Source organism: Pseudomonas sp. IT-P12 (assembly GCF_949767465.1).
Taxonomy (GTDB): Bacteria; Pseudomonadota; Gammaproteobacteria; order Pseudomonadales; family Pseudomonadaceae; genus Aquipseudomonas.
In genome coordinates this window covers 184,132-207,048 of the sequence record NZ_CATKPY010000024.1, presented here as the reverse complement: position 1 = coordinate 207,048, position 22,917 = coordinate 184,132, and the positions used below count along the sequence as shown (strand labels likewise).

The window sequence follows — 22,917 nt, the reverse complement described above, 5'->3', positions numbered from 1 at the left end:
GCGAATCGGCGCACCGCCGCTTCCACAAAAGGACGTCATTGTTCACGGAGCAGCCCCCATGAATTCCTCGACCTACCCTGCCGCCCAACACGTCATGGTGCTCTACACCGGTGGCACCATCGGCATGCAGGCCAGCGCCAACGGTCTGGCCCCGGCATCCGGTTTCGAAGCGCGGATGCGCGAGTACCTGCACGGCCAGCCTGGCCTGGTAGTGCCGCCGTGGCGCTTTCGCGAGATGTCGCCGCTGATCGACAGCGCCAACATGTCCCCGGCGTACTGGCAACAATTGCGCGAGGCCGTGGTCGACGCGGTGGACGTGCAGGGTTGTGACAGCGTGCTGATCCTGCACGGCACCGATACCCTGGCCTACAGCGCGGCGGCCATGAGTTTTCAGTTGCTCGGCTTGCAGGCCCGCGTCTGCTTTACCGGTTCGATGCTGCCGGCCGGCGTGCGTGACAGCGATGCCTGGGAGAACCTCGGCGGCGCCCTGGTTGCCCTGGGCCAGGGCCTGGCGCCGGGCGTGCACCTGCATTTCCACGGTGAAATGCTCGACCCGACCCGTTGCGCGAAGGTGCGCAGTTTCGGTCGGCACCCGTTCAAGCGCCTGGAGCGTCAGGGCGGAGGCTCGAAGGCCGCTTCCCTGCCGGCCGCGTTGAACTACAACCAGCCCAGACAGCTGGCAAAGGTCGCGGTATTGCCACTGTTTCCCGGCATTGGCGCCGAACAGCTCGATGGCGTACTGAACAGCGGCATCCAGGCCCTGGTGTTGGAATGCTACGGCAGCGGCACGGGGCCAAGCGACAACCCGGCGTTCCTCGCCGCACTGGCGCGGGCGCGCGACAACGGTGTGGTGGTGGTCGCGGTCACGCAGTGCCATGAAGGTGGCGTGGAACTGGACGTGTACGAGGCGGGCAGTCGGTTGCGCGGTGTCGGCGTGCTGTCCGGTGGCGGCATGACCCGCGAAGCGGCGTTCGGCAAGCTGCATGGGTTGCTGGGCGCCGGGCTGGATACTGCGCACGTTCGCCAACTCGTCGAACTCGACCTGTGCGGCGAATTGAGCTGATCCCACACAAAACCCGTGGGGGCGAGCCCGCTCGCGAAAGCGTTCTGGCATTCGGCAAACGGGTGGCCTGACAGGCCGCCTTCGCGAGCAGGCTCGCCGCCACAGGATCAGCGTTGGGCACATAATTTGCTCACTTTTCCAGCAAATCCAAGGCTGGAAGCCACCATGCTCCACTCCCACCTCACCACCCTCAACGCGGTCTCCCTGGTGCTCAACGCCTTCAAGGCCGACGGCTTGTCCAGCGAGGCGCTGCTGGCCGGCAGTGGCATCAGCACCGCCGACCTGAGCCGGGCCGACACGCGCATCACCACCAACCAGGAGATGCAGGTGTGTGCCAATGCGGTGGCGCTCAAGCGCGACATTGGCCTGGAACTGGGCCGGCGGATGCACGTTTCGTCCTACGGCATGCTCGGTTATGCGCTGCTCACCAGTGCCACCTTCGGTGACGCTTTGCGCCTGGCGATGCGCTATCCGGCGCTATTGGGAACAGTTTTCGAGCTGCGCCTGGAGGAAGACGACGAGCATGTCTGGTTCGCCGCCGCCGACTACCGCGAAAGCCCGGCCATGGCCGTGTTCAATGCCGAATTCTGCCTGGTGTCGTTGAAAGTCATCTGCGACGACCTGCTCGGTCATCCGCTGCCGCTGCGGGCCGCGCGCTTCGAACATGCCGCACCCGACTATCGGGCGACCTACGCCGATCACTTCGAGTGCCCGCTGAGCTTCGGCGCCCACGACAATGCCTTCGCCTTCGACAAGCGCTGGCTTGACCAACCCTTGCCGCTGGCCGACGTCATCACCCATCAGGCCATGGCCGAACGTTGCCGCAAGCAGAACACCGAGTTCACCGGACGCCAGGCGTGGCTGGGGCGGATTCGCCAACTGCTCAGCGCGCAGCTGAATGCGGCACCCGGCCTCGATGGCCTGGCCGAACAGATGAAATGCTCCACCCGAACCTTGCGCCGGCATCTCAAGGACATGGGCTGCAGCTATCAGGAATTGCTCGACGAATTGCGTTTCGAGCAAGCCAAGCAAATGCTCTGTGAGGATCAGATGCCGATCTACCGGATCGCCGAGGCGCTGGGTTTCAGCGAGACCGCGAGTTTTCGTCACGCCTTCGTGCGCTGGAGCGGGGTGGCGCCGAGTCAGTTTCGGCCCTGAAGGATCGATTGCCTGAGATGCCGTCATCGCGAGCAGGCTCGCTCCCACAGGGGCGGCGCGGTCATTGTGGGAGCGAGCCTGCTCGCGATAGTGGCCTAAAGAACGCCGAGGGAAGGGGCGAATTGCGGTCAGACGTTTTGGCCATATCCATCCCCTTTTGGCCTTTCCTGCCGTTTTCCAAACCTGCCGGCACCGCAAGACTGTGTTCAACCGAATCAGCCTGCGGAGAACAAGAAATGCTGACGATCTATTCGGATGATCATCACCTGCACCACGGCCGTTGCGAATTGATCGACGGTCAACTCAAGCCCTGCTTCGAAATGCCCTCGCGCGCCGACCACGTTCTGCAACGGGTCAGGAACCAGAACCTTGGCGCCGTCGAAGCCCCCAAGGACTTCGGGCTCGAACCGATTGCCCGCGTCCACAGCCGCGAGTACCTCGATTTCTTCAAAGGCGCCTGGGCACGCTGGACCGAGTTCAACACCGACGGCGACTTGCTGCCCTACACCTGGCCGGCCCGCACCCTGCGCGCGATCAAGCCCAAAAGCCTGCACGGCGAGCTCGGCTACTACAGCTTTGACGGTGGCGCCCCGATCACCGCCGGCACCTGGCAAGCGGCATACAGCGCAGCACAAGTGGCGCTGACTGCACAGGCACACATCCAGGGCGGCGCTCATAGTGCCTTCGCCCTGTGCCGCCCGCCGGGACATCACGCCGCCAGCGATGTGATGGGCGGTTATTGCTACCTCAACAACGCCGCCATCGCGGCCCAGGCGTTCCTCGATCAGGGCCGCCGGAAGGTTGCGATTCTCGACGTCGACTATCACCACGGCAACGGCACGCAGTCGATTTTCTATGAGCGCAACGACGTGCTCTTCACCTCGATCCACGGCCATCCGGAAGCCGAATTTCCGTTTTTCCTGGGCTTTGACGATGAGCTGGGCGACGGCGCGGGCGAAGGCTTCAACTTCAACTATCCATTGCCCGCCGGCAGCGGCTGGGACACCTGGAGCGCCGCACTGGAACAGGCCTGCAAGGAGATCGAGCGCTACGGCGCCGACGTCATCGTGGTCTCCCTGGGGGTCGATACGTTCAAGGACGATCCGATCTCGCAATTCAAACTCGACAGCCCGGATTACCTGGCCATGGGCGCGCGCATCGCCGGCCTCGGCAAGCCCACCCTGTTCGTGATGGAAGGCGGCTATGCGGTCGAGGAAATTGGGATCAATGCCGTAAACGTGCTCGAAGGCTTCGAACGCGCTCGGGGGCAGTAACCCGCTGCACCAGCCCCCACGTTCGTACCACGCGAAAACCGAAGACCCGCCCAGCCGCGGGTCTTTTTTTGCCTGCGGTATTTATCTACCGCCAGGCAGCGGTGACGGCCCGATAACGTCTCCCGACCCAGCGCTGTGCCCTCTACAGCCGCTCGCACATTCAGGAGACCCGCATGTCCGAAACCACCTTCCAGAAAGAACTGGATTTACTGACCGAACTGGTCACCGGCCCTTCGATCAGTGAAGTCGCGGCGAATGTCCTGCGCCCTGCCCTGGCCGCGTTGTATCCGCAACTCAAGATCAACCCGACGCTCGCCACCGTGGTCACCCCGACCTGGATCATTACCGAAGACCGCGTGATCCCCGGGAAAAACCAGTTCGAGACCCTGACCAACGTGCTGGTACGCGTCGCTTATTCGCAGTCGAGCGTGAACTACATCGATGGCGAACATTTCCTGACCCTGCACCCGGGAGACGAACCGATGGTGAAACTGGCGGTGAAAATCGATGCGATCGGCCACTTGATCAATTCACTTTCACCCCTGCTCTTCAACGCCTATCAACAGCAACAGCTCGATTACTGGAACCATGAGACCGGGCCCTCGACCCCGCGCTGGCATCAGCTCTCGCGGTCCCTGCAAGACATCTGGAACCTTGATCCGGCACTGACCTGGAGTGACGACGAAAAAGCCATCGCCCAGGCGGTGTTCAGCCAGCCGGATCGCGTCACCCGACGCGCCGGGGACAAATACCGGATCAAGGCCTGTCTGATCGATGTCGACGTCGTCGAAGACGGGGTGAGCAATCACTGGCGGATGATGGACCTCGCGGTGCTCGTAGGCACACTCGGCGAGCGTACCTTTGTGCTGACGCACTCCATCATCCAGGGCTTCGAACGGTATGACTCCATTGACGTGTTGGCTGAAAAACTGCAGTGCGGAGCCGACCTGCAATGGCGCCTGTATGAACCCGACGGCCATTTTTTCCACCACCAGGCCTGTGCCCTGATTGCACTGGAGATCGAAGCCATCGGTGGCTTGAATCAGGCTCAAGGCAAGTCATCGCCCAGCCTTTCGTTCGGCAAGCCTGCCCATCCCAGAAACTTCAAGGCCTCGCACGAAGCACCGTCGTCGCATTTCAGCAAGGTCCAGACCTTGTTGCCCAACTGGCTCAAAGAAGGCTCACCGGCGGACCTCACTCGCTACAGTCGGCACTTGATGGACCTCGCCAGTCTGCGTGAACAGGACGCCGGCAAAACCTTCCTCGACGGTGTGCCATCGCTGCGCGAGTTCACCTTGCAAAGCCTGCGCAAACAGATGCTCAAGGATCACCCCACCGCCACGGCCCTGAAACTCGAGGATATCGAACTGAGCATCACCAGTCTGGTCATCTACGGGACCTTCATCGTGCCCGGACAAACCCAGACCCTCACCCTGTCGCTGGTTGACCTGGCGCTGCAAAACCTGATCGGCCTGCCGACCGGCAACCGCGCGGTACGATTGACCCATGGTGAGGCGGCGCCGGACTGGATGACCCCCGCGTACCTGGAACAACTGGTGACCCAGGTGAACATCGGCGAGACCTACCCGGCGCTGATCAAACTCAAGTTGCTCAGTGACGCGCAGGAAACCGAACGCCGGCAAAACCTGTACAGCCGTCATCTGCGCATCCAGTTGCCGCTGCAAGCGCTGCAATACAAGCTCCGTAACCAGGCGGGCATCGACGAGCGTGGCTATCAGTATGTGCTCGCGGTCATGCAGGAAAACCCGGCGAACCGCTATGTCGACGGGCTGGAGATCGTCATTCGCCCGCTGGCGTTCGTCCACGGCGAAAACACCCAAAGCACGGCGGATAAAGTGGCCAACATGTTCGTGATCGGGCCGCGACTCGCGACGAAAGGCCCCTGCCTGTTATACCGACCGCTGCTCGACCACCCGTTGCTGCAATACCCGGGGGAGGCGAATCTGCTGTATGCGATCAAGCACAGCAAGACGCTGCGCCAATCGGTCCTGGCGTGGCTGCCGGACGGCGTGCGCTTCAACTATTCCCAATACGCCTTCCCCGGCGAATTGCCGTCCGTCTGGACCATCGGCCAGTGGCTGGTGGAGCCCACGTCGCTGCAGGGCAGGATGGCCAACGTGGCGTTCAGCGCGACCGCGCTGGAAAGTGAACCCCTTGCCGCACTGTTCAAGGCGAACGCCGACGCGATGATCACCCTGGCTGAACGCCAATCGGTGTCGAACGCCGAAGCGCGCTGGGCAACGCTCAAGCAAGGCGCGTGGATGCTGTTCAACATCGCCTTGCCGTTTCTCGGGCGTACCGTGGGCACCGCCGCCTGGATCTGGCAAATCATGGATGACCTGCAGCAGGCCACCGACGCCAGGGAAAATGACGACACGGAGGGCGCCTGGTCGGCCATGACCGACTTGCTGCTGACCCTCGGCATGGTGATCGCCCATCAAGCCGCCAGCGAGAAACCCTCCGCACGAACCGCCGAAGAACACCCGGCCCTGCGCCCGGAGGCCCCGGCCTTACCCCGTCCGAAATCCAGCGTGACCCGCCTGCCCGACTGGCATTCGAGCCAGCCGCCGGCTGCGCATGAGTCCACGCTGCACAGCCTCGGCGCATTACCTGCCAAAAGCCTGGGGACATTGCTCGACGCGCTGAGCATCAGCGAGCCGGTTGGCCTGAAGGCGCCATCGCTCGACGCCGGCCCCCGGCAATACCTGCGGGGCCTCGGCAGCCAGTGGTACGCGAAAGTCGGTGAGCGCTGGTTCGAAGTCATGCTCAATGACAACGAGGATGTACAGATCGTCGACTCGCGCAAAACACCGGCGATCAAAGGGCCGCTGCTGGTGCACTCGGCCAGGGGGGAATGGTTCGTTGACCTGCGACTGCGTTTGCGCGGTGGCGGTCGCCGGCAGGCGCTCGTGCGCCAGAACCAGCAGCGCAAGGCAGAGTTGAGACAGAAGCTCGAAGCGTTCGATGGGCGAAAGCAGGCGCTGGAAGAGGAACTCGAGCGTGCAGAAAAAGCCGCCACGGACGATGACTACCAGGCCCTGATCGACACCCTGGATTCACATCTGGCGGCTTACAACACCTACATCGAACAACTCAAGGCGTTCAACGCCCTCGAGCCCATTCCGAATTATCGCCCGGTCCTGGTCAGTTGCCTGGACCTGCAGCTGGCGCTGACCCGCAAGTGGTTTGCCCGGCAGGATCGCGCATTCAGCCAGCGCATGCGCCAATCCCTTGCACTGCTGGACAACGAAACGGTCGAGAGCACCCAAACGCCGCGCCAGACGCATCAATCGACCAGCGACATGACGCAGCAATTCATCGACCGGATCGAATTCGCCCAGGCCCGGATCGATGAACTGACCCGACTGGGCAAGGACGCCAGCGAAATTGGCCGGGATTACGCGACGCACCTGCCGCGCTTCAACCTGCAGGACCTGAAGCTGTTCCAGATCAGCATTGCCCAGGAGCTTTGCCTCAACGACGGCGCGGCGGTGGACCTCGCGCCTGCCCGCCAGGCCATGGAGCAACTGGTCGATGACGCCGGTCTCACCATCCAGTCGTCTCTGGACCTTGCCGCCGACGGCGAAGCACTGGAGCTGCTGGACCGCATCGACGGTTTCAACGACCTGGTGGAGCAATTCGCCAACCTCGACCAGCGAATTGCCGACCTGGGACAGGAATTCCCGGAACAGTTGCTGAGCGCGCCACTGGCACTCATGCGCGAACGAATCAAGGCGTTCAACGAACCCGCCAAGGCGCAACTCGCCGCCTTGTTGCAGGAGCGCAGATTGCTTGAACCGACGCCCGGGCCATCCCGGCCTGCGACGCCACGCCAGCGCATCATCAAGACCCGCTTCAAAGGCACCGTGTTCGGCACCCCGCGCGCGCGAGCGGCGGGCGAGGACCTGGACCTGTTTGACGTGACGTCGCCACTGACCGGCAAGGTCATCGCGACGTTTCATGAGAAAACCCCAGGCAACTGGCTGGAACATGTAGCTCCACGCCCCGCGCCGGCGACCCGCCCGCCCCTGGAAAACAGCCTTCAGCAAGGCCAGGCGCTGCTCGACCAACTGCCGGCCTTTACCCGTCGAACCGAAAGCCACGCCAACCAGGCCGGACGCATTCCCGTGGAAATCGAGGAACTGTTCAATCAACAGGCACGGCGGATGACCGAAGCGGCCGATATCATCGAACAGGCGCTGACCGACCTGAACGCCACGGACGGCGGCCCGGTGTCGGCCGTCAATCTGGCCAGGCAGCTCAACGACGGGGCAACCGCCCTTCATGAACAGGGACGCCTTGCCCGAATCAACATGATCAAACGACAACCCCCGACCGCGGCCAGGGTGCAATGGCTGCATGCTCAGGGCCTGGTCGAAATTGTCAGGATCCCTGGCCGGCAGCGGCTCAAGGGGATTAAAAAGGACTTTCTCGAGGAGTACGAAATTCGCGTGCGAGACACCGCGACCAAGCCCGGGCCCAGCAAAGGCGCGGCCCTCTGGTACGCGCACTTTCATTATCCGAAGATCGACACCCCGGTGGACGGCTACACGGCAGCCCACCTGAAAACCGCCGTGCAACGCAAGTTGGGCGGAGGGTTTGACCTGCGAAAGGCCTCGTCGAACAACGAGATCATCGAGATCTATCGCAGCGAAATCAGCCCGCCATTGGCCCGGTCGCTGTTCCTGCCTGCGCCCAAGCCTTCCACGTCGAAAAGTTGAACGGCCCGGGCATCAGCGCCAGGCTTTTTTCAACCGCTTCACGGCAGCCCTGATGTCGGCTTCCGGCACCGCCGCGAAACCCAGGACCAGCCCGGCACGCTGGTCCAACGGCGTTTGCGAGTCCGGCAACCAGTAGCTGCTCAGCGCGTTGATCTCGACATCGACGTTGGCGGCGCTTTCGACCAACGCTTGCTCGCGGGCCTGTGAATCGACGGCAACCGTCAGGTGCAGCCCGGCCACGACACTGGACAGGCTGCCGATGCCGGGTATGTCGCCTGGCCAGTCGGCCAGTAGCGCATTGCGCCGGCTCAGGGCGGCGCGGCGCATCCGGCGGATGTGCCGCTGAAAATGCCCGGCGGCCATGAACTCGGCCATCACCGCCTGGGTACTCACTTCCGAATGCCGGACATCCACCGCGCGCCGCTGTGAAAACGCATCCACCAACCCTGGCGGCAACACCAGATACCCCAGGCGCAAGGCCGGAAAGGCAACTTTGCCGAACGTGCCGACATACAGCACCCGTCCCTGCCGATCGAGGGCCGCCAACGGTGCCAGGGGTGCGCCGGTGTAGCGATACTCGCCATCGTAGTCGTCTTCGACGATCCAGCCCTGGGTGCGCTCGGCCCAGGCCAGCAGTTCCAGGCGCCGGGCCAGGCTCATGACCACGCCCGTGGGGTACTGATGCGAAGGCGTGACATAGGCCAGGCGGCAATCGCCATACGACGCCAGTTCGTGACAATCGATGCCCTCGCCGTCCACCGCCACACCATGCAGGCGTGCGCCGGCCACAGCGAAGGCATGACCGGCTGCCCGATACCCGGGATTTTCGATCGCCACTCCGTCCCCCGGCTCCACCAGCAACTGTGCACAAAGGCTGATGCCCTGCTGTGCACCACTGGTGATCACAATTTGCTCAGCCGTGCACTGCATGCCTCGGGAACTGCGCAGGTACGCGGCGATCAACTCACGCAATCGCTCGTCGCCTGCCGGATCGCCATAACACAGCTGGCGCAGATCCGGTTTGCGCCAGAAAGCCGCATTCAGCTTGGCCCACACCTCGAACGGGAACAGATCGAAGGCCGGAACGCCCACCCGAAACGCCCGTGGCGGACCGCTTGGCGGCAGCGCCAAATGGTTCTTTTCAACCCGACCCAGCGCGCCACTGTGGATAACTTTACTGGATGAAATCACAGGCAAATCAAGCCAATTTGTGGATAAGGCTGTTGATAACCTTGTTGAAAAGCCTGTGGATACTTTTGTGGATAGTTTTTTGGCCTGAGGCAGTTGCGCCACGTAAGTGCCGTCGCCGACACGGCCCTCGATGAAGCCTTCGGCGTACAGCTGATCGTAGGCCCGCACCACGCTGTTGCGCGAAATCGCCAGCGCTGCCGCCAGATCTCGACTGGCCGGCAACCGCGTGCCGCTGGCCAATCGACCGTCGAGCACCCGCATGCGTAACGCCTGATAGAGCTGACGGCTCAGGCCGTGGCGGCGGTCGAGCTCAATGCCCGCCGGGTTGAACGATAAGGAAAGCGGCGCAGTCGTCATGCTAATGGACCTATGAAATTGGTCATTAATGGCTCTTACAACAGACCAATAGCCTGCCTAGGATGCAAGCACTCGCCAAGGAATATTTCCATGTACACGCCACGCAGTTTTGCCATCGACGACTTGCAGCAGATGCAGCAGCACATGCTCGACACGCGCCTGGCCATGGTCGTCACCCACGGCGCGCAGGGCTTGCAGGCCAGCCATCTACCGCTGTTGCTACGCCCGGACGAAGGTCCCAATGGCACCCTGTATGGCCACTTCGCCCGGACCAATCCGCAGTGGAAGGAACTGCAGGAAGGCGCCGAGGCACTGGTGATCTTTGCCGGTGCCGACGCCTATGTCAGCCCGGGGTTTTATCCCAGCAAGGCAGAACACGGCAAAGTGGTTCCGACCTGGAACTACGTTGCCGTGCACGCCTACGGCACCGCACAGGTGATCACCGACGCCGAGCCGCTGCTCGATCTGGTGAGCGCCTTGACCGATCGCCATGAAGCCGGCCGTGCTCAACCCTGGAAAGTCGCCGATGCACCGGCCGACTACATCGACGGCATGCTCAAAGCCATTGTCGGTTTCGCCTTGCCGATCCAGCGCCTGGAAGGCAAGCGCAAACTCAGCCAGAACCGCAGCAGCGCAGACATGGCCGGCGTGCGCGAAGGGCTTGCCGCCAGCCCGGACGCGCAGGACCGCGCCCTTGCCCATTTGATGCCTTGAGGAACGAACATGAGTCAGATTGAAATCCGTCAGGTCAGCGCCGACGATCACGCCTCGTGGCTGCCGCTGTGGCAAGCCTACCTGCGCTTCTACAATACCGAGCTGCCCGATGCCGTCAGCCAGAGCACCTGGCAGCGCTTCCTCGATCCAAACGAGCCGACCCACGCCGCGCTGGCCTGGGCCGATGGCAAGGCGGTGGGCATGGTGCATTTCATCTACCATCGTTCCAACTGGGCCATCGAAAACGCCTGCTACCTGCAAGACTTGCTGGTAGCGCCCGACACCCGTGGCACGGGCGTCGGGCGCAGGTTGATCGAATTCTTCTACAGCACGGCCAAGGCCGACGGTTGCAACAAAGTCCACTGGCTGACTCACGAGACCAACGCCACCGCGATCCAGCTCTACGAGCGCATCGCCGAACGCCCCGGTTTCATCCAGTTTCGCAAAGCCATTTAAGGTTCAAGGAGAACAGCATGTCGACTTCACTCGCCGACTGGAAAGGCGTCCCCGCCCCCACCGTGCAAACCCTCGAGGGGCGATTCATTCGCCTGGAAAAACTCGACCCGGCGCGGCACGGCGACGCCTTGTTCAATGCCCTGCAAGGTCCCGGCGCCGACCCGAAACTCTGGGATTATCTACCCTACGGCCCGTTCCCGGAACGCAGTGCCTTCAATGATTGGCTGAACAACCACGCCGCCAACAGCGACCCCTACTTCTTCAGCGTGATCGATCGCGTCAGCGGCGACGTGCAAGGCATCCTCAGCCTGATGTCGATCGTCCCGTCCCAGGGCCGTATAGAAATCGGCCATGTGACCTTCGGCGCACCGATGCAACGCTCACCGAAAAGCACCGAGGCGGTTTATCTGCTGGCGAAAGAGTCGTTCGCCCTGGGCTACCGGCGCCTGGAGTGGAAGTGCAACAACGGCAACGCCCGCTCCAAGTACGCGGCAGAACGCCTGGGTTTCAGTTTCGAAGGGGTGTTCCGCCAGCACATGGTGGTCAAGGGCCAGAACCGCGATACCGCGTGGTATTCGATTGTGGATTCGGAGTGGCCGGCTGTGGCCGCAGGTTTCGAGCGCTGGTTGAGCGATGAGAATCAGGCAGGATCGGGACAGGTGAAGACGCTGGTGGAGTGTCGGGAATAACTCACCGATGCGCATGTGCCGAGGGCGTACCTAATACTCCCTTGGCCTTCGCTCGATCCCAGACTTTACTGTAGGCAAAAGTCCCCACGCAACATCGGCAAAAGACCTGTCCTGCCACCCCCGCCAGTGTTTTTCCCGCACATCTTCCGACGCTACGTGCGAGCCCACCGGAACGAGCTGACATCGCTCACATCGACCCCACTTTTAGAGTTCTGGCCTCCCGTAAAAGAGGCCCGTATCGATGTCCGTTCAACCTACCTACCGACTGAAACACCTTGTGCTGTCTGTCGCTCTCGCCATTGGCTACTCGGAGTTTTCTCTGGCGCAAGAGCCGGCGGCGCGCCCAGGTGCTGGCGCGAAGCCGGCGAAAGCGCGCAAGAAGACCGTAAAGCCTGTTGCCGCCCCGAACAAGATTGTTGTGGGCGTGAAGAAGCCCGGCCCGATTACCCCTCTCGCTCCCGCCAGCCCACGTCCTGAAGTGCAGAAGGTCGAGTTCGGCGATGACTTCTATGACGCCCTGGACTTTGACGTCGCGGCTGCCAAGGCATACCCGGACAGTGAAGATCCTTTCCGCGCCTTCAAGGACGCCTGGACGACTCAACATACGCTGGTCTCAGCGCCCATCGACAGCTTGCAGCTACGGGAGGTCGACGACCTGCTGGTCGTCAACAAGGGGGCTGCCTGGAAGGGCCAACTGGACGGCGGCGCCGGGCGCAACGTTCTGCTGCTCAATGCCAGAAGCGGAGGCAGCGTCGGGGAAACCCATAATTTTGGCGAGATGCGCGTCGCCCGTGGCCACTGGACACTTGATCATTCGTTCGAAGGCAAGGCACACGTCCTGGCGGGGGCTTCCTTGTTCAACCAGGGGTCGATTCACGGCGATGCCCACGTCTACCCGCGCGCCATGTATGGTGGTCCTGGCTCTGTGCGAAACCTCTATGTGGAGGGTGCACTGCTTGTGTCGAAGAACAATGCCCCGGTCATCGCGGGCGATCTGGTGCTGGACAAGGGTGCGGTCGTGACCTATGCCGTATCACCCACCGAAGGCCCATCCGCCATTTCGGTTGCGGGCACCGCGTCTTTGGGCGACGCACAGGTACACATTGCTGCAATGCCGGGAAACTACGCGACCAGGACCGAGCATGTACTGGTAAATGCAGGAAAGATCGAAGGCGAGTTTGGCGCCGTAACCAGCAACCTCGCATTCCTGACACCGACCCTGAGCCGCAACGAAACCCAAGCCTTTGTGAGCTATGGGCGCAACAGCCGAGCCATCGAAGAGACGGTCGAATCACCCAACGAAAAAGCGCTGGCCCGCAGCGTCGACACACCTGAAGCTGCTGAAGCGAACAGCTCAGTCCGTGCGTTGCTTGGCAGCAACATGGCCGATGCTTCCGCGGCCATTGAACAACTGACGGCCAGTCAACACGCCCACCTCGCCAAAGCCACCCGGGACAGTGCCAGCCCGGTCAGCGCCAGCATGCTCTCGGCGATGCGTCAGTTGAGCGGGAGTGCAATGAACAACGCACCACAGATTGCTGCCCGCAACGATAAGAGCCGCGTGTGGATTCAGGCGCTTGGCAACAGCGGCAGGGTCGAGAGCCACTTCGACGACCCGCTCAAGCATTCCACTCAGGGTCTGGTGTTGGGCGCCGATTGGCGCCTGGCTGAGCAATGGCATGTCGGCGTGCTCGGCGGCCGCTCAGAGACAAAATTCGACGCCAGACAATTCGACGGCAGGCTTGATAGTTGGCATCTGGGTGTTTATGCCGTACGCCAGGACGGCCCCTTCGCGCTGCGCCTGGGCGCAACCCATGCCAGCCACGATGCCACCACCAAGCGCCGAATGGCGTTCAACGGCTTCAGCGACCGCCTCAAAGGTCGTCACGACGCCAGTACCCAGCACGCATTTATTGAGACAGGCCTCAATGTCGGCCGTGGCAGCTTGACCGTAGAGCCATTCGCCAACCTCGGCTATCAGCGATACGAGCGCGACAGTTACACCGAGAAAGGCGGGGACGCCGCGCTGAAAGTCCGTGGGCAAAGCCAGGATAACTTCAGCAGCACCTTCGGCCTGCGTGTTGCCAAACTGAACGTCCTGGACAACGGCATGCAGCTGACACCACGTTTGAGCGCGGGTTGGAAACACACCTATGGCGACCTCCAGAGCGACACGCAACAGCAGTTGGTCAAGGGAGGCAAGCGCTTTGAAGTCTCGGCAAACGCGGGAGATCGTAGCCTGTTGGCATTGGATGCCGGCGTCGATCTGGCGCTGTCCAGCCAACAAACCGTGGGGCTGGCGCTGACCAGCGAAACAGGCAGTGACACCCGTAACTACGGCGTCATGGGGCAATGGCAGCTGGCGTTTTGATCATTGCCTGAAAGCATGTTGCCTTCGCAAGGCCCATGACCGCATCGCGAGCCGGCTCGAGCCACAGGGGATTGAGTGGGCTGGCGCCCAAACGACAGGCAAAAAAAAGGGGAGCACCCGCTCCCCCGAGGATTAAAGCGTTGTGATCGTGGCTGTTAACTCAGCCTTCGATCTCGATCAGGATTTCGCCCGGGTTGACCCGGTCGCCCTTGGCCACGTGAATGGCCGTGACTTTGCCGGCGATGGCGGCCTGGACTTCCGTTTCCATCTTCATGGCTTCGGTGATCAGCACCGCCTGGCCAGCCTTGACGGTGTCGCCTTCCTTGACCAGCACGTCGACGATGTTGCCCGGCATGGTGGTGCTGACGTGACCCGGTGCAGTGGCTTGCTTGCGCTTGCTGCTGCCACCGCCGACGAATTCGTTCAGCGGCTCGAACACCACTTCTTCCGGCATGCCGTCGATGGACAGGTAGAAGTGACGCTTGCCTTCAGCCTTGACGCCGACACCGGTGATGTCGACGCGGTAGGTTTCGCCGTGCACATCGATGACGAACTCGGTCGGCACGCCTTCGCCACCGGCGGAGGCGACCTTGCCTGCTTCCGGAATCGGCAGCAGCACTTCCGGGGTCAGGGTGCCGGCTGCGCGCTCCTCGAGGAACTTGCGCCCGATGTCCGGGAACATGGCGAAGGTCAGCACGTCTTCTTCAGACTTGGCCAACGCGCCGATGTCTTCGCGCAGCTTGGTCATTTCCGGCTTGAGCAGGTCGGCCGGACGCACGTCGATCACCTCTTCGCTGCCGATGGCCTGGCGACGCAACTTCTCGTTCACGGTGCCCGGCGCTTTACCGTAACCACCTTGCAGGTAGAGCTTCACTTCGTTGGTGATGGTCTTGTAGCGTTCGCCGGCCAGCACGTTGAAAAACGCCTGGGTGCCGACGATCTGCGAGGTCGGGGTGACCAGCGGCGGGAAGCCGAGGTCTTCGCGAACACGCGGGATTTCCGCCAGCACTTCGCCCATGCGGTTCAGGGCGCCCTGCTCCTTGAGCTGGTTGGCCAGGTTGGAAATCATCCCGCCCGGCACCTGATTGACCTGCACGCGGGTGTCGACGGCGGTGAATTCGCTTTCGAACTGGTGGTACTTCTTGCGCACGGCGTAGAAGTACAGGCCGATTTCCTGCAGCAGCTCCAGGTTCAGGCCGGTGTCGTACTCGCTGCCTTTGAGGGCGGCGACCATCGACTCGGTGCCCGGGTGGCTGGTGCCCGAAGCGAAGCTGGAGATCGCGGTGTCGATATGGTCGGCGCCGTTTTCGATCGCCTTGAGCTGACACATCGCGGCCAGGCCGGCGGTGTCGTGCGAGTGAATGAACACGGGCAACGACTGTTCGGCTTTCAATGCCTTGACCAGTTCACCGGTGGCGTACGGCGTCAGCAGGCCAGCCATGTCCTTGATCGCCACCGAGTCGCAACCCATGGCTTCCATTTGCTTGGCCTGGGCCACGAAGGCGTCGATGGTGTGCACCGGGCTGGTGGTGTAGGCGATGGTGCCCTGGGCGTGTTTACCGGCGGCTTTCACCGCTTCGATGGCCACGCGCAGGTTACGCACGTCGTTCATCGCGTCGAAGATGCGGAACACGTCAATGCCGTTGACCGCGGCCTTGGCGACGAAAGCCTTGACCACATCATCGCTGTAGTGGCGGTAACCCAGCAGATTCTGGCCACGCAACAGCATTTGCAGGCGGGTGTTCGGCAGCGCGGCACGCAGTTGGCGCAGGCGCTCCCACGGGTCTTCCTTGAGGAAGCGCACGCAGGCGTCGAATGTCGCGCCACCCCAGCATTCCAGCGACCAGTAGCCGACTTTGTCGAGCTTGTCGCAGATCGGCAGCATGTCTTCGGTGCGCATGCGGGTCGCGAGCAGCGATTGGTGGGCGTCGCGCAGGATGGTGTCGGTTACGTGAATCTTCTTGGACATTGTTTTATTCCTCACAGGCCTGCGTGGGCGGCGATGGCGGCGGCGATGGCCAGGGCCAGCTCTTCGGGTTTGCGCTTGATCGAGTAGTTGGTCAGTTCAGGGTGGCTTTCAACGAAGCTGGTGTTGAACTGGCCGCTACGGAATTCCGGGTTGCGCAGGATTTCCTGGTAATACGCGGCGGTGGTCTTGACCCCTTGCAGGCGCATGTCGTCGAGGGCGCGCAAGCCACGGTCCATCGCCTCTTCCCAGGTCAGCGCCCAGACCACCAGTTTCAGGCACATGGAGTCGTAGAATGGCGGAATGGTGTAGCCGGTGTAGATCGCCGTGTCGGTGCGCACGCCGGGACCGCCGGGCGCGTAGTAACGAGTGATCTTGCCGAAGCTGGGCAGGAAGTTGTTTTTCGGGTCCTCGGCGTTGATCCGGAACTGCAGCGCAAAGCCGCGGTGCTGGATGTCTTCCTGCTTCACCGAAAGTGGCAGGCCGGAAGCGATGCGGATCTGCTCGCGGACGATGTCGATGCCGGTGATTTCCTCGGTGATGGTGTGTTCTACCTGCACCCGGGTGTTCATTTCCATGAAGTACACCTCGCCCTCGGCGAGCAGGAACTCCACGGTGCCGGCGTTCTCGTAGCCCACGGCCTTGGCTGCACGCACCGACAGGTCGCCGATGTAGGCGCGCTGTTCAGGGGTCAGTTGCGGGCTCGGGGCGATCTCGATGAGCTTCTGGTTGCGACGCTGGATCGAGCAGTCACGCTCGAACAGGTGCACCACGTTGCCGAAGCTGTCGCCGAGGATCTGCGCTTCGATGTGTTTCGGGTTGACGATGCATTTTTCCAGGAACACTTCCGCCGAACCGAAGGCCTTGGTGGCCTCGGAAATCACCCGGGGAAACGCCTGTTCGAGTTCTTCGCGGCTGTTGCAGCGACGGATACCGCGGCCGCCACCACCGGAGGTGGCCTTGAGCATCACCGGGTAACCGATGCGGTCGCCTTCGGTCAGCGCCTCTTCGATGCCCGAGACGTTGCCTTCGGTGCCCGGGGTGACCGGTACGCCCGCCTTGATCATGCTGCGGCGCGCTTCGGTCTTGTCGCCCATGCGGCGAATGACTTCAGCCGATGGACCGATGAATTTGATTCCGCGTTCGGCGCAGATGTCCGCCAGTTCCGCGTTTTCCGAGAGGAAACCATAGCCGGGATGCAAGGCATCGCAACCGGTTTCCACCGCCAGATTCACCAGCTTGCGCGGGTTCAGGTAACCGGCCAGTGGCTCGGCGCCAATGCTGTGGGCCTCGTCCGCACGCTTCACATGCAGGGCATGACGGTCGGCGTCGGAATAAATCGCCACCGAGCGAATGCCCATTTCGGCGCAGGCTCGTACGATTCGTACGGCAATCTCACCACGGTTGGCGATCAGGATCTTTGTTATCACTTGGAGTTTCCCTTGAGCCGCTGGTACCCACGACCTCTTAGACCAGGTCGACGCGTGACCAAATGTTTCAATTTGGTCGCAGCCCCACACTAGCCCGCACAAGGGATTAACAAAAATGATTAATAATTGGGTCAGGCATAAGTAAAGGCTTATAGTTGAAACATCAGCCAGGGGCGGGAGCAGAAAAATAATGCGTAAGTCATTGATGCGTATGACATTGCGTCAGCTGCAGATTTTCAATGAAGTCTGTGATCTGCGCTCTTACAGCCGCGCCGCCGACGAAATGTCGCTCACGCAGCCGGCCGTGAGCCTGCAGATTCGCCAGCTCGAAGAGCTGATCGGGCAGCCTTTGTTCGACTACGTCGGTAAAAAGCTCTACATGACAGAAGCCGCTGAAGCGCTTCAGCGTGCAAGCCGGGATATTTTCGGCCGCCTGGAAAACCTCGACATGCAACTGTCGGACATGCAGGGATCTTTGCAAGGTCAACTGAAACTGGCCATCGAATCCAGCGCCAAATACTTCGTGCCGCACCTGTTTGCCGCGTTCAAGCGCCAGCATCCCGAGGTCAACCTGCAACTGACGGTGGTCAACCGCGGGCAGGTCATCCGCCGCCTCTCCGACAACCGCGACGACCTGGTGATCATGTCCATGGTTCCGCAGGACATGGGGCTGGAGTTCCTGCCCTTTCTCAACAACCCGATCGTGGCCGTGGCGCCGCCGGATCATCCGCTGAGCCACATGGGCGCGTTGCGCCTGCAGGACCTTGAGCCCTACACCTTGCTGCTGCGCGAGCCAGGCTCGGGCACACGCCTGGCGTGCGAGGAGTATTTCAAGGAGAAACGCGTGCACTTCAACCAGACACAGGAAGTCTCATCGGCCGAAGCCCAGCGTGAGTGCGTGCTGGCGGGTCTGGGCGTGGCGCTGATGACGCGTCACGCCCTGAACCTGGAGTTGGCGACCGGTGGCCTGATCGAATTACCGGTCGAGGAGCTGCCGCTGTTCCGCAGCTGGTGCCTGGTGCAGGCCAAGGCCAAGCGGCTGTCGCCGGTGGCCCACGCATTCCTTGCGTTCATCCGCAGCGAACGGGTGCAGATCAGCGCCCTGGTTGAGCGTTTCGACGGGAAGCTGCGGGCGCAGCCTGCCAGTAGTTGAGCTCCAGCTCTGGAAAATCACCGATCTCGGCCATCAGCTGGCGGCGCTCGCAGCGATCTTCGATGGCGCGACGGAATTCCATGCGGCGCTGGTCTTCCTGCTGACGGCGGGTTCTGACGGCGCTGTTGCGTTCTTCGTAGGGCTGGGCCATTTCGAGTCTCCCAAGGCGAGTACGGGAGTTACAGAATGGGCGCAGGGGATGACCGTTTGGCGGCGGGCGGGTTACAGACTGATGAAAGTTATCGTGGGGAGGACGTCATCGCGAGCGGGCTCACGCCACCGTTGACCGAGACCTCCCGTGGGAACGACCACGCGCCAACGTCAGTCGTCCAGCGCTTTTACTGCCTTGGGCGACAGCCGCAAACTGCGAAGGCTGCGCTTGACGCTCTTGAGGTGGTTGACCAGGCTCGGCCCACGCGCCATGGCCACGCCCATGGCCAGCACATCGATCACCACCAGGTGGGCGATGCGCGAGGTCAGGGGCGTGTAGATTTCGGTGTCTTCGTGCACGTCGATGGCCAGGTTGACGGTCGACAGCTCGGCGAGCGGCGTCTGGCTCGGGCACAGGGTGATCAGCGAGGCGCCGCTTTCGCGCACCAGGTTCGCGGTGATCAACAGGTCCTTGGAACGCCCCGACTGGGAAATGCAGATCGCCACGTCGCTGGGCTTGAGCGTCACTGCCGACATCGCTTGCATGTGCGGGTCGGAATACGCTGCCGCCGTCAGCAGCAAACGGAAGAACTTGTGCTGGGCATCCGCTGCCACCGCACCCGATGCCCCGAAGCCGTAGAACTCGACGCGCTGGGCCTGGGACATGAGTGACACCGCCCGTTGCAACTCTACCGGATCGAGCTTCTCGCGAACCTCCATCAAGGTGTGCAGGGTGGTGTCGAAGATCTTCAGGCTGTAGTCGGCGACCGAATCGTCCTCATGGATCGCAAACTGGCCAAAACTCGCCCCCGCCGCCAGGCTCTGCGCCAGCTTCAGTTTCAGGTCCTGGAACCCGGAACAACCGATGGCACGGCAGAAACGGACGATGGTCGGTTCACTGATGCCCACGCTGTGGGCGAGGTCCGCCATGGAACTGTGCATCACCGCCGCAGGGTCAAGCAGCACGTGGTCGGCGACCTTGAGCTCCGACTTGCGTAACAGGTGACGTGACTGGGCGATGTGTTGCAGCAGATTCAAGGGCCTGGACTCTTTGTTATGGGCAGGTGCCGGAGATGTAGCAAGCTTGTAGTTATACTACATGAATCGGCTTTTTGCCCGATCAAATGCGTAACTGAATCGCTGACGACCTCTTTGTTTTGGCAAGGAATGTCCGATGTAGCGCCCATGCCGAGTTGGCGCCAAACGATCCCCCACGCCTTTTGGCAATGGCGATTCCGGCCCCTTAGCGAGCGTCTTGTGCGCGCAGCAGCGACGCCAGCCCATCCGCTTCGATCGGCCGACTGATCAGGTAACCCTGCACCTCATCGCAATGCTCGGCCCGCAAGAACTCGAGCTGTTCGGCCTTCTCCACCCCCTCGGCCACCACCTTCAACGACAAGCCATGGGCCATCGCGATGATTGCCCGGGTGATCGCCGCATCCACACTGCCCTCCCCCAGACCACGAATGAACGCCTGATCGATCTTCACGTAATCCACCGGAATGCGCTTGAGGTAACTCAGGGATGAGTAGCCGGTACCAAAATCGTCAATCGCCAGTTTCACCCCGAGGTCACGCAGTTGCTGGAAGGTGGCAATGATGTGTTCGACACTGTCGAGCAAGTGGCTTTCCGTCAGTTCCAGTTCCAGGTAGTGCGGCGCCAGCCCGGTTTCTTCCAGCACCTGACGCACCAGGCTGACCAGTTTGCCCTGACGCAATTGATGCACCGACAGATTGACCGAGACCCGAATCGCCTCCAGCCCCTGACGCTGCCACTCGCAGGCCTGCCAGCAGGCCTGGCGCAGCACGAACTCACCGATAGGACCAATCAGGCCGGTTTCCTCGGCCAGGCCGATAAAGTCACCTGGCGGGACGTTGCCCATGGTCGGGTGATCCCAGCGCACCAGCGCCTCGGCAGCGTTCAGCCGCCCTGTGGCGAGGCACAGTTTTGGCTGGTAGAAGACCTTCAGCTGTTTTTCTTCGATGGCTTTGCGCAAGCGGTTTTCCAGTTGCAGCCGCTCCAGGGTGCTGGCTTGCAGGCTGTCGGTGTAGAACTGGAAATTGTTGCCGCCCAAATGCTTGGCATGCTGCATGGCCATGTTCGACTGGCTCACCAGCGCGGAGATTTCCCGCGCGTTGTCCGGCAACATGCTGATGCCCATGGATGCACTGACCACCAGTTCATGCCCTTCGACGGTCACCGGGACCCGCAGCTTGGTCGACAGGCGCGTCGCCACCCGCGCCAGGCTCGAGAGCGTGCCGTAGGCGTCGAACAGCACGGCGAACTCATCACCGGACAGCCGTGCGATGGTGTCCGCCTCCGGCAGCGCATTCACCAGGCGCCGGGCCATTTTCTGCAGCAACTGATCGGCAATTTCATGGCCGAGGCTGTCATTGAGCAACTTGAAACGGTCAAGGTTGATGTGCAGCAGCGCCAGGCTGCGGCCGCCCTGGCGCACGCGCTGGTGGGCTTCGCGCAGGCGCTCGCGGAACAGCGAACGGTTGGCCAGCCCTGTCAGTTCGTCATAGTGCGTCAGGTAGCGCATGCGCTCTTCGGATTCGCGCCGTGCCGAAAGATCGGCGAAGAAGCCTACAATATGGCTGATGTTTCCCCGCTTATCGCGCACGGTATTCAACTGTAACCATTGCGGGTACAGCTCGCCGTTCTTACGCGTCTCCACCAGTTCGCCCTGCCAGCTGCCGTGTTGCTCCAGCGCCTGGTGAATCGCCCCATAGTGCCGGCGCGCGTCGCGACTGCACGGCAGCTCCACGACGTTGCGCCCGATCATGTCGTCGAGGTCGTAGCCCGTTAAGCGGCTGAACGCCTGGTTGACGGCGATCAGGGCGTAATTCGGATCGAAAATCATGATGCCTTCGCTGGCGGCTTCGAACACCGTCGCCGCCAGTTGCAGTTGCGCTTCCAGGCCCTTGCTGGCGGTGATGTCGCGACGAGTGCCGACCATGCGGATCACCCGGCCGCTTTCGGTGCGCTCGACCGCCCGGCCACGGTCCTCGATCCACACCCAGTGGCCATCGCCGTGGCGCACGCGGTACTCAATCTGATAATCCTCGCTTCGCCCCTTCAGGTGCTCGACCAGCGCACGTTTCAGCGCCGGCAGGTCGTCAGGATGCAGGCGCGGGGTGAGGTGATCGAGCATCGCCGTGACGAACTCCGGGTCGAGGCCGAACAGTTCCTGGAGGTGCGTGTGGTGGACTTCGTCGGTTTGCAGGTTCCAGTCCCACAACCCCAACTCACTGGCTTTCAGCGCCAGCGCCAGACGTGCTTCACTTTTACTCAACGCCTGATTGGCGGCCTCCAGCTCGAGGCTGCCCTCGGCGACGCGGGTTCGCAGCCCCGACTGGATTTCACGCAACTCATCCTCGGCACGGCGGCGCTGTTCGATTTCCCTGGCCAGCTCCTGGTTCAACTGATCGCTGCGGGTTTGCGCCGCCTGCAAATGCTCGATCAAGGCCTGATTCTGGAAACGTCGCAACAAGCCGCCATCGATCAGCCGGTTGACCTGCCAGGCGACGACACTCAAGGCGCCCAACAGGATCAGCCCGAACCAGCCCCAACCCTGCCCCTGCCCGTCGCCGCCCCAGAACAGGTAGGCAATGGCGGGCAACAGGCAAGGCAAGGTAAAAGACAGGAAGGCGGGCAGGCTGACGGCGTAGGCCACGCTGGCCGACAGGGCGGCGGCGCCGATCAGGCCGAACACCCAGGCTTGCTGGATGAAATTGTCGGCGGGCACCAGCGCAATGCCGGCGCCGGCGAGCGTCAGGCCGGTCATGGCCGAGCCAAGCAGAAACATGCGGCGCCACACGGGATGGGCCTGGCGATTGGGGATTGCCGAGTCGAAGGCGGCGACCTGGATCACCCGCAAGGCTACCAGTGACAGCAACCACACCAGCCAGACGGTGATGACGAAGTAACGCTGCGGACTCCAGAGCAGTCCCGCGCACACCAGGCCATTGATCAACATGAACAGCGTCGGCAACAGCGAACCCTGATAGAGCAGGCGCGTACGCTCGACCGCCATTTCCATGGCGTACTGTTTACGGATCACCCGCGGTTCCACAGTGGGGCCCGACAGATCGGAGCTGGGGGTCATAGGCAATGTTCTTGTTCTTATAATGATGAGCTGAGCCCGAAACGTGGACGGAGCATACACAAGCCCATGACCTTACCAAACTGCTCCAGATC

The 22,917-nt window shown here is 62.2% G+C and carries 15 protein-coding genes; 9 read left to right on the top strand and 6 right to left on the bottom strand.

The window, feature by feature from the left end:
* Positions 1-58 precede the first annotated feature (58 nt).
* From ACM6IM_RS21825 to ACM6IM_RS21810, 4 genes are all read left to right on the top strand, one after another.
* On the top strand, positions 59-1,063 hold the full coding sequence (locus tag ACM6IM_RS21825; RefSeq protein ID WP_414866295.1) for an asparaginase: 1,005 nt from the start codon (positions 59-61) through the stop codon (positions 1,061-1,063).
* A 165-nt stretch (positions 1,064-1,228) separates the two neighbouring features.
* On the top strand, positions 1,229-2,221 hold the full coding sequence (locus ACM6IM_RS21820) for an AraC family transcriptional regulator (protein WP_201191331.1): 993 nt from the start codon (positions 1,229-1,231) through the stop codon (positions 2,219-2,221).
* A gap of 236 nt (positions 2,222-2,457) precedes the next feature.
* The gene (locus ACM6IM_RS21815) at positions 2,458-3,495 is read left to right on the top strand and encodes a histone deacetylase family protein (protein WP_414866294.1); all 1,038 of its coding nucleotides are present in this window, start codon (positions 2,458-2,460) and stop codon (positions 3,493-3,495) included.
* Between the two features lie 173 nt (positions 3,496-3,668).
* Complete coding sequence (locus tag ACM6IM_RS21810) at positions 3,669-8,237, top strand: hypothetical protein (protein ID WP_414866293.1); 4,569 nt, start codon at positions 3,669-3,671, stop codon at positions 8,235-8,237.
* Positions 8,238-8,249: 12 nt separating this feature from the next.
* Here the strand turns inward: ACM6IM_RS21810 and ACM6IM_RS21805 are convergent, their stop codons facing one another.
* Complete coding sequence (locus ACM6IM_RS21805) at positions 8,250-9,785, bottom strand: PLP-dependent aminotransferase family protein (protein WP_414866292.1); 1,536 nt, start codon at positions 9,783-9,785, stop codon at positions 8,250-8,252.
* A gap of 90 nt (positions 9,786-9,875) precedes the next feature.
* Between ACM6IM_RS21805 and ACM6IM_RS21800 the strand changes: the two genes are divergently transcribed.
* From ACM6IM_RS21800 to ACM6IM_RS21785, 4 genes are all read left to right on the top strand, one after another.
* The gene (locus ACM6IM_RS21800) at positions 9,876-10,499 is read left to right on the top strand and encodes an FMN-binding negative transcriptional regulator (protein WP_414866291.1); all 624 of its coding nucleotides are present in this window, start codon (positions 9,876-9,878) and stop codon (positions 10,497-10,499) included.
* A 9-nt stretch (positions 10,500-10,508) separates the two neighbouring features.
* Positions 10,509-10,955, top strand: coding sequence for a GNAT family N-acetyltransferase (locus ACM6IM_RS21795; RefSeq protein WP_414866290.1), 447 nt, complete (start codon positions 10,509-10,511; stop codon positions 10,953-10,955).
* A gap of 17 nt (positions 10,956-10,972) precedes the next feature.
* Positions 10,973-11,644: a GNAT family N-acetyltransferase gene (locus tag ACM6IM_RS21790; protein ID WP_414866289.1), complete on the top strand. Its 672-nt coding sequence runs from the start codon at positions 10,973-10,975 to the stop codon at positions 11,642-11,644.
* 241 nt (positions 11,645-11,885) lie between these two features.
* Positions 11,886-14,015, top strand: a complete 2,130-nt coding sequence (locus ACM6IM_RS21785; RefSeq protein ID WP_414866288.1) for an autotransporter domain-containing protein — start codon at positions 11,886-11,888, stop codon at positions 14,013-14,015.
* Between the two features lie 160 nt (positions 14,016-14,175).
* On the opposite strand, the gene oadA is transcribed toward ACM6IM_RS21785, so the two are convergent.
* Together oadA and ACM6IM_RS21775 are read right to left on the bottom strand one after the other, a co-directional pair.
* The gene (oadA, locus tag ACM6IM_RS21780) at positions 14,176-15,984 is read right to left on the bottom strand and encodes a sodium-extruding oxaloacetate decarboxylase subunit alpha (protein ID WP_192307188.1); all 1,809 of its coding nucleotides are present in this window, start codon (positions 15,982-15,984) and stop codon (positions 14,176-14,178) included.
* Positions 15,985-15,995: 11 nt separating this feature from the next.
* Entirely contained in the window at positions 15,996-17,411 is a 1,416-nt protein-coding gene (locus ACM6IM_RS21775) for an acetyl-CoA carboxylase biotin carboxylase subunit (protein WP_096514169.1), read from the bottom strand.
* A gap of 190 nt (positions 17,412-17,601) precedes the next feature.
* Between ACM6IM_RS21775 and ACM6IM_RS21770 the strand changes: the two genes are divergently transcribed.
* A complete protein-coding gene (locus tag ACM6IM_RS21770; RefSeq protein ID WP_414866287.1) occupies positions 17,602-18,564 on the top strand; it encodes a LysR family transcriptional regulator in 963 nt (320 codons plus the stop codon).
* Here ACM6IM_RS21770 and ACM6IM_RS21765 read toward each other — a convergent pair.
* From ACM6IM_RS21765 to ACM6IM_RS21755, 3 genes are all read right to left on the bottom strand, one after another.
* Entirely contained in the window at positions 18,506-18,715 is a 210-nt protein-coding gene (locus ACM6IM_RS21765; protein ID WP_201191322.1) for a PA3496 family putative envelope integrity protein, read from the bottom strand. The two genes, ACM6IM_RS21770 and ACM6IM_RS21765, sit on opposite strands and share 59 nt — an antisense overlap.
* Positions 18,716-18,885: 170 nt before the next feature.
* The gene (hexR, locus tag ACM6IM_RS21760) at positions 18,886-19,752 is read right to left on the bottom strand and encodes a transcriptional regulator HexR (protein ID WP_192307191.1); all 867 of its coding nucleotides are present in this window, start codon (positions 19,750-19,752) and stop codon (positions 18,886-18,888) included.
* 205 nt (positions 19,753-19,957) lie between these two features.
* Positions 19,958-22,825, bottom strand: a complete 2,868-nt coding sequence (locus ACM6IM_RS21755; RefSeq protein ID WP_414866286.1) for an EAL domain-containing protein — start codon at positions 22,823-22,825, stop codon at positions 19,958-19,960.
* Positions 22,826-22,917: the final 92 nt, after the last annotated feature.

Bases quoted from the DNA above. Each gene is read 5' to 3' on its own strand.
- ACM6IM_RS21765 (WP_201191322.1), bottom strand. From the start codon at position 18,715: ATGGCCCAGCCCTACGAAGAACGCAACAGCGCCGTCAGAACCCGCCGT.
- ACM6IM_RS21810 (WP_414866293.1), top strand. From the start codon at position 3,669: ATGTCCGAAACCACCTTCCAGAAAGAACTGGATTTACTGACCGAACTG.
- ACM6IM_RS21790 (WP_414866289.1), top strand. From the start codon at position 10,973: ATGTCGACTTCACTCGCCGACTGGAAAGGCGTCCCCGCCCCCACCGTG.
- ACM6IM_RS21800 (WP_414866291.1), top strand. From the start codon at position 9,876: ATGTACACGCCACGCAGTTTTGCCATCGACGACTTGCAGCAGATGCAG.
- ACM6IM_RS21815 (WP_414866294.1), top strand. From the start codon at position 2,458: ATGCTGACGATCTATTCGGATGATCATCACCTGCACCACGGCCGTTGC.
- ACM6IM_RS21755 (WP_414866286.1), bottom strand. From the start codon at position 22,825: ATGACCCCCAGCTCCGATCTGTCGGGCCCCACTGTGGAACCGCGGGTG.
- ACM6IM_RS21785 (WP_414866288.1), top strand. From the start codon at position 11,886: ATGTCCGTTCAACCTACCTACCGACTGAAACACCTTGTGCTGTCTGTC.
- ACM6IM_RS21825 (WP_414866295.1), top strand. From the start codon at position 59: ATGAATTCCTCGACCTACCCTGCCGCCCAACACGTCATGGTGCTCTAC.
- oadA (WP_192307188.1), bottom strand. From the start codon at position 15,984: ATGTCCAAGAAGATTCACGTAACCGACACCATCCTGCGCGACGCCCAC.
- ACM6IM_RS21795 (WP_414866290.1), top strand. From the start codon at position 10,509: ATGAGTCAGATTGAAATCCGTCAGGTCAGCGCCGACGATCACGCCTCG.
- ACM6IM_RS21820 (WP_201191331.1), top strand. From the start codon at position 1,229: ATGCTCCACTCCCACCTCACCACCCTCAACGCGGTCTCCCTGGTGCTC.
- ACM6IM_RS21770 (WP_414866287.1), top strand. From the start codon at position 17,602: ATGCGTAAGTCATTGATGCGTATGACATTGCGTCAGCTGCAGATTTTC.
- ACM6IM_RS21805 (WP_414866292.1), bottom strand. From the start codon at position 9,785: ATGACGACTGCGCCGCTTTCCTTATCGTTCAACCCGGCGGGCATTGAG.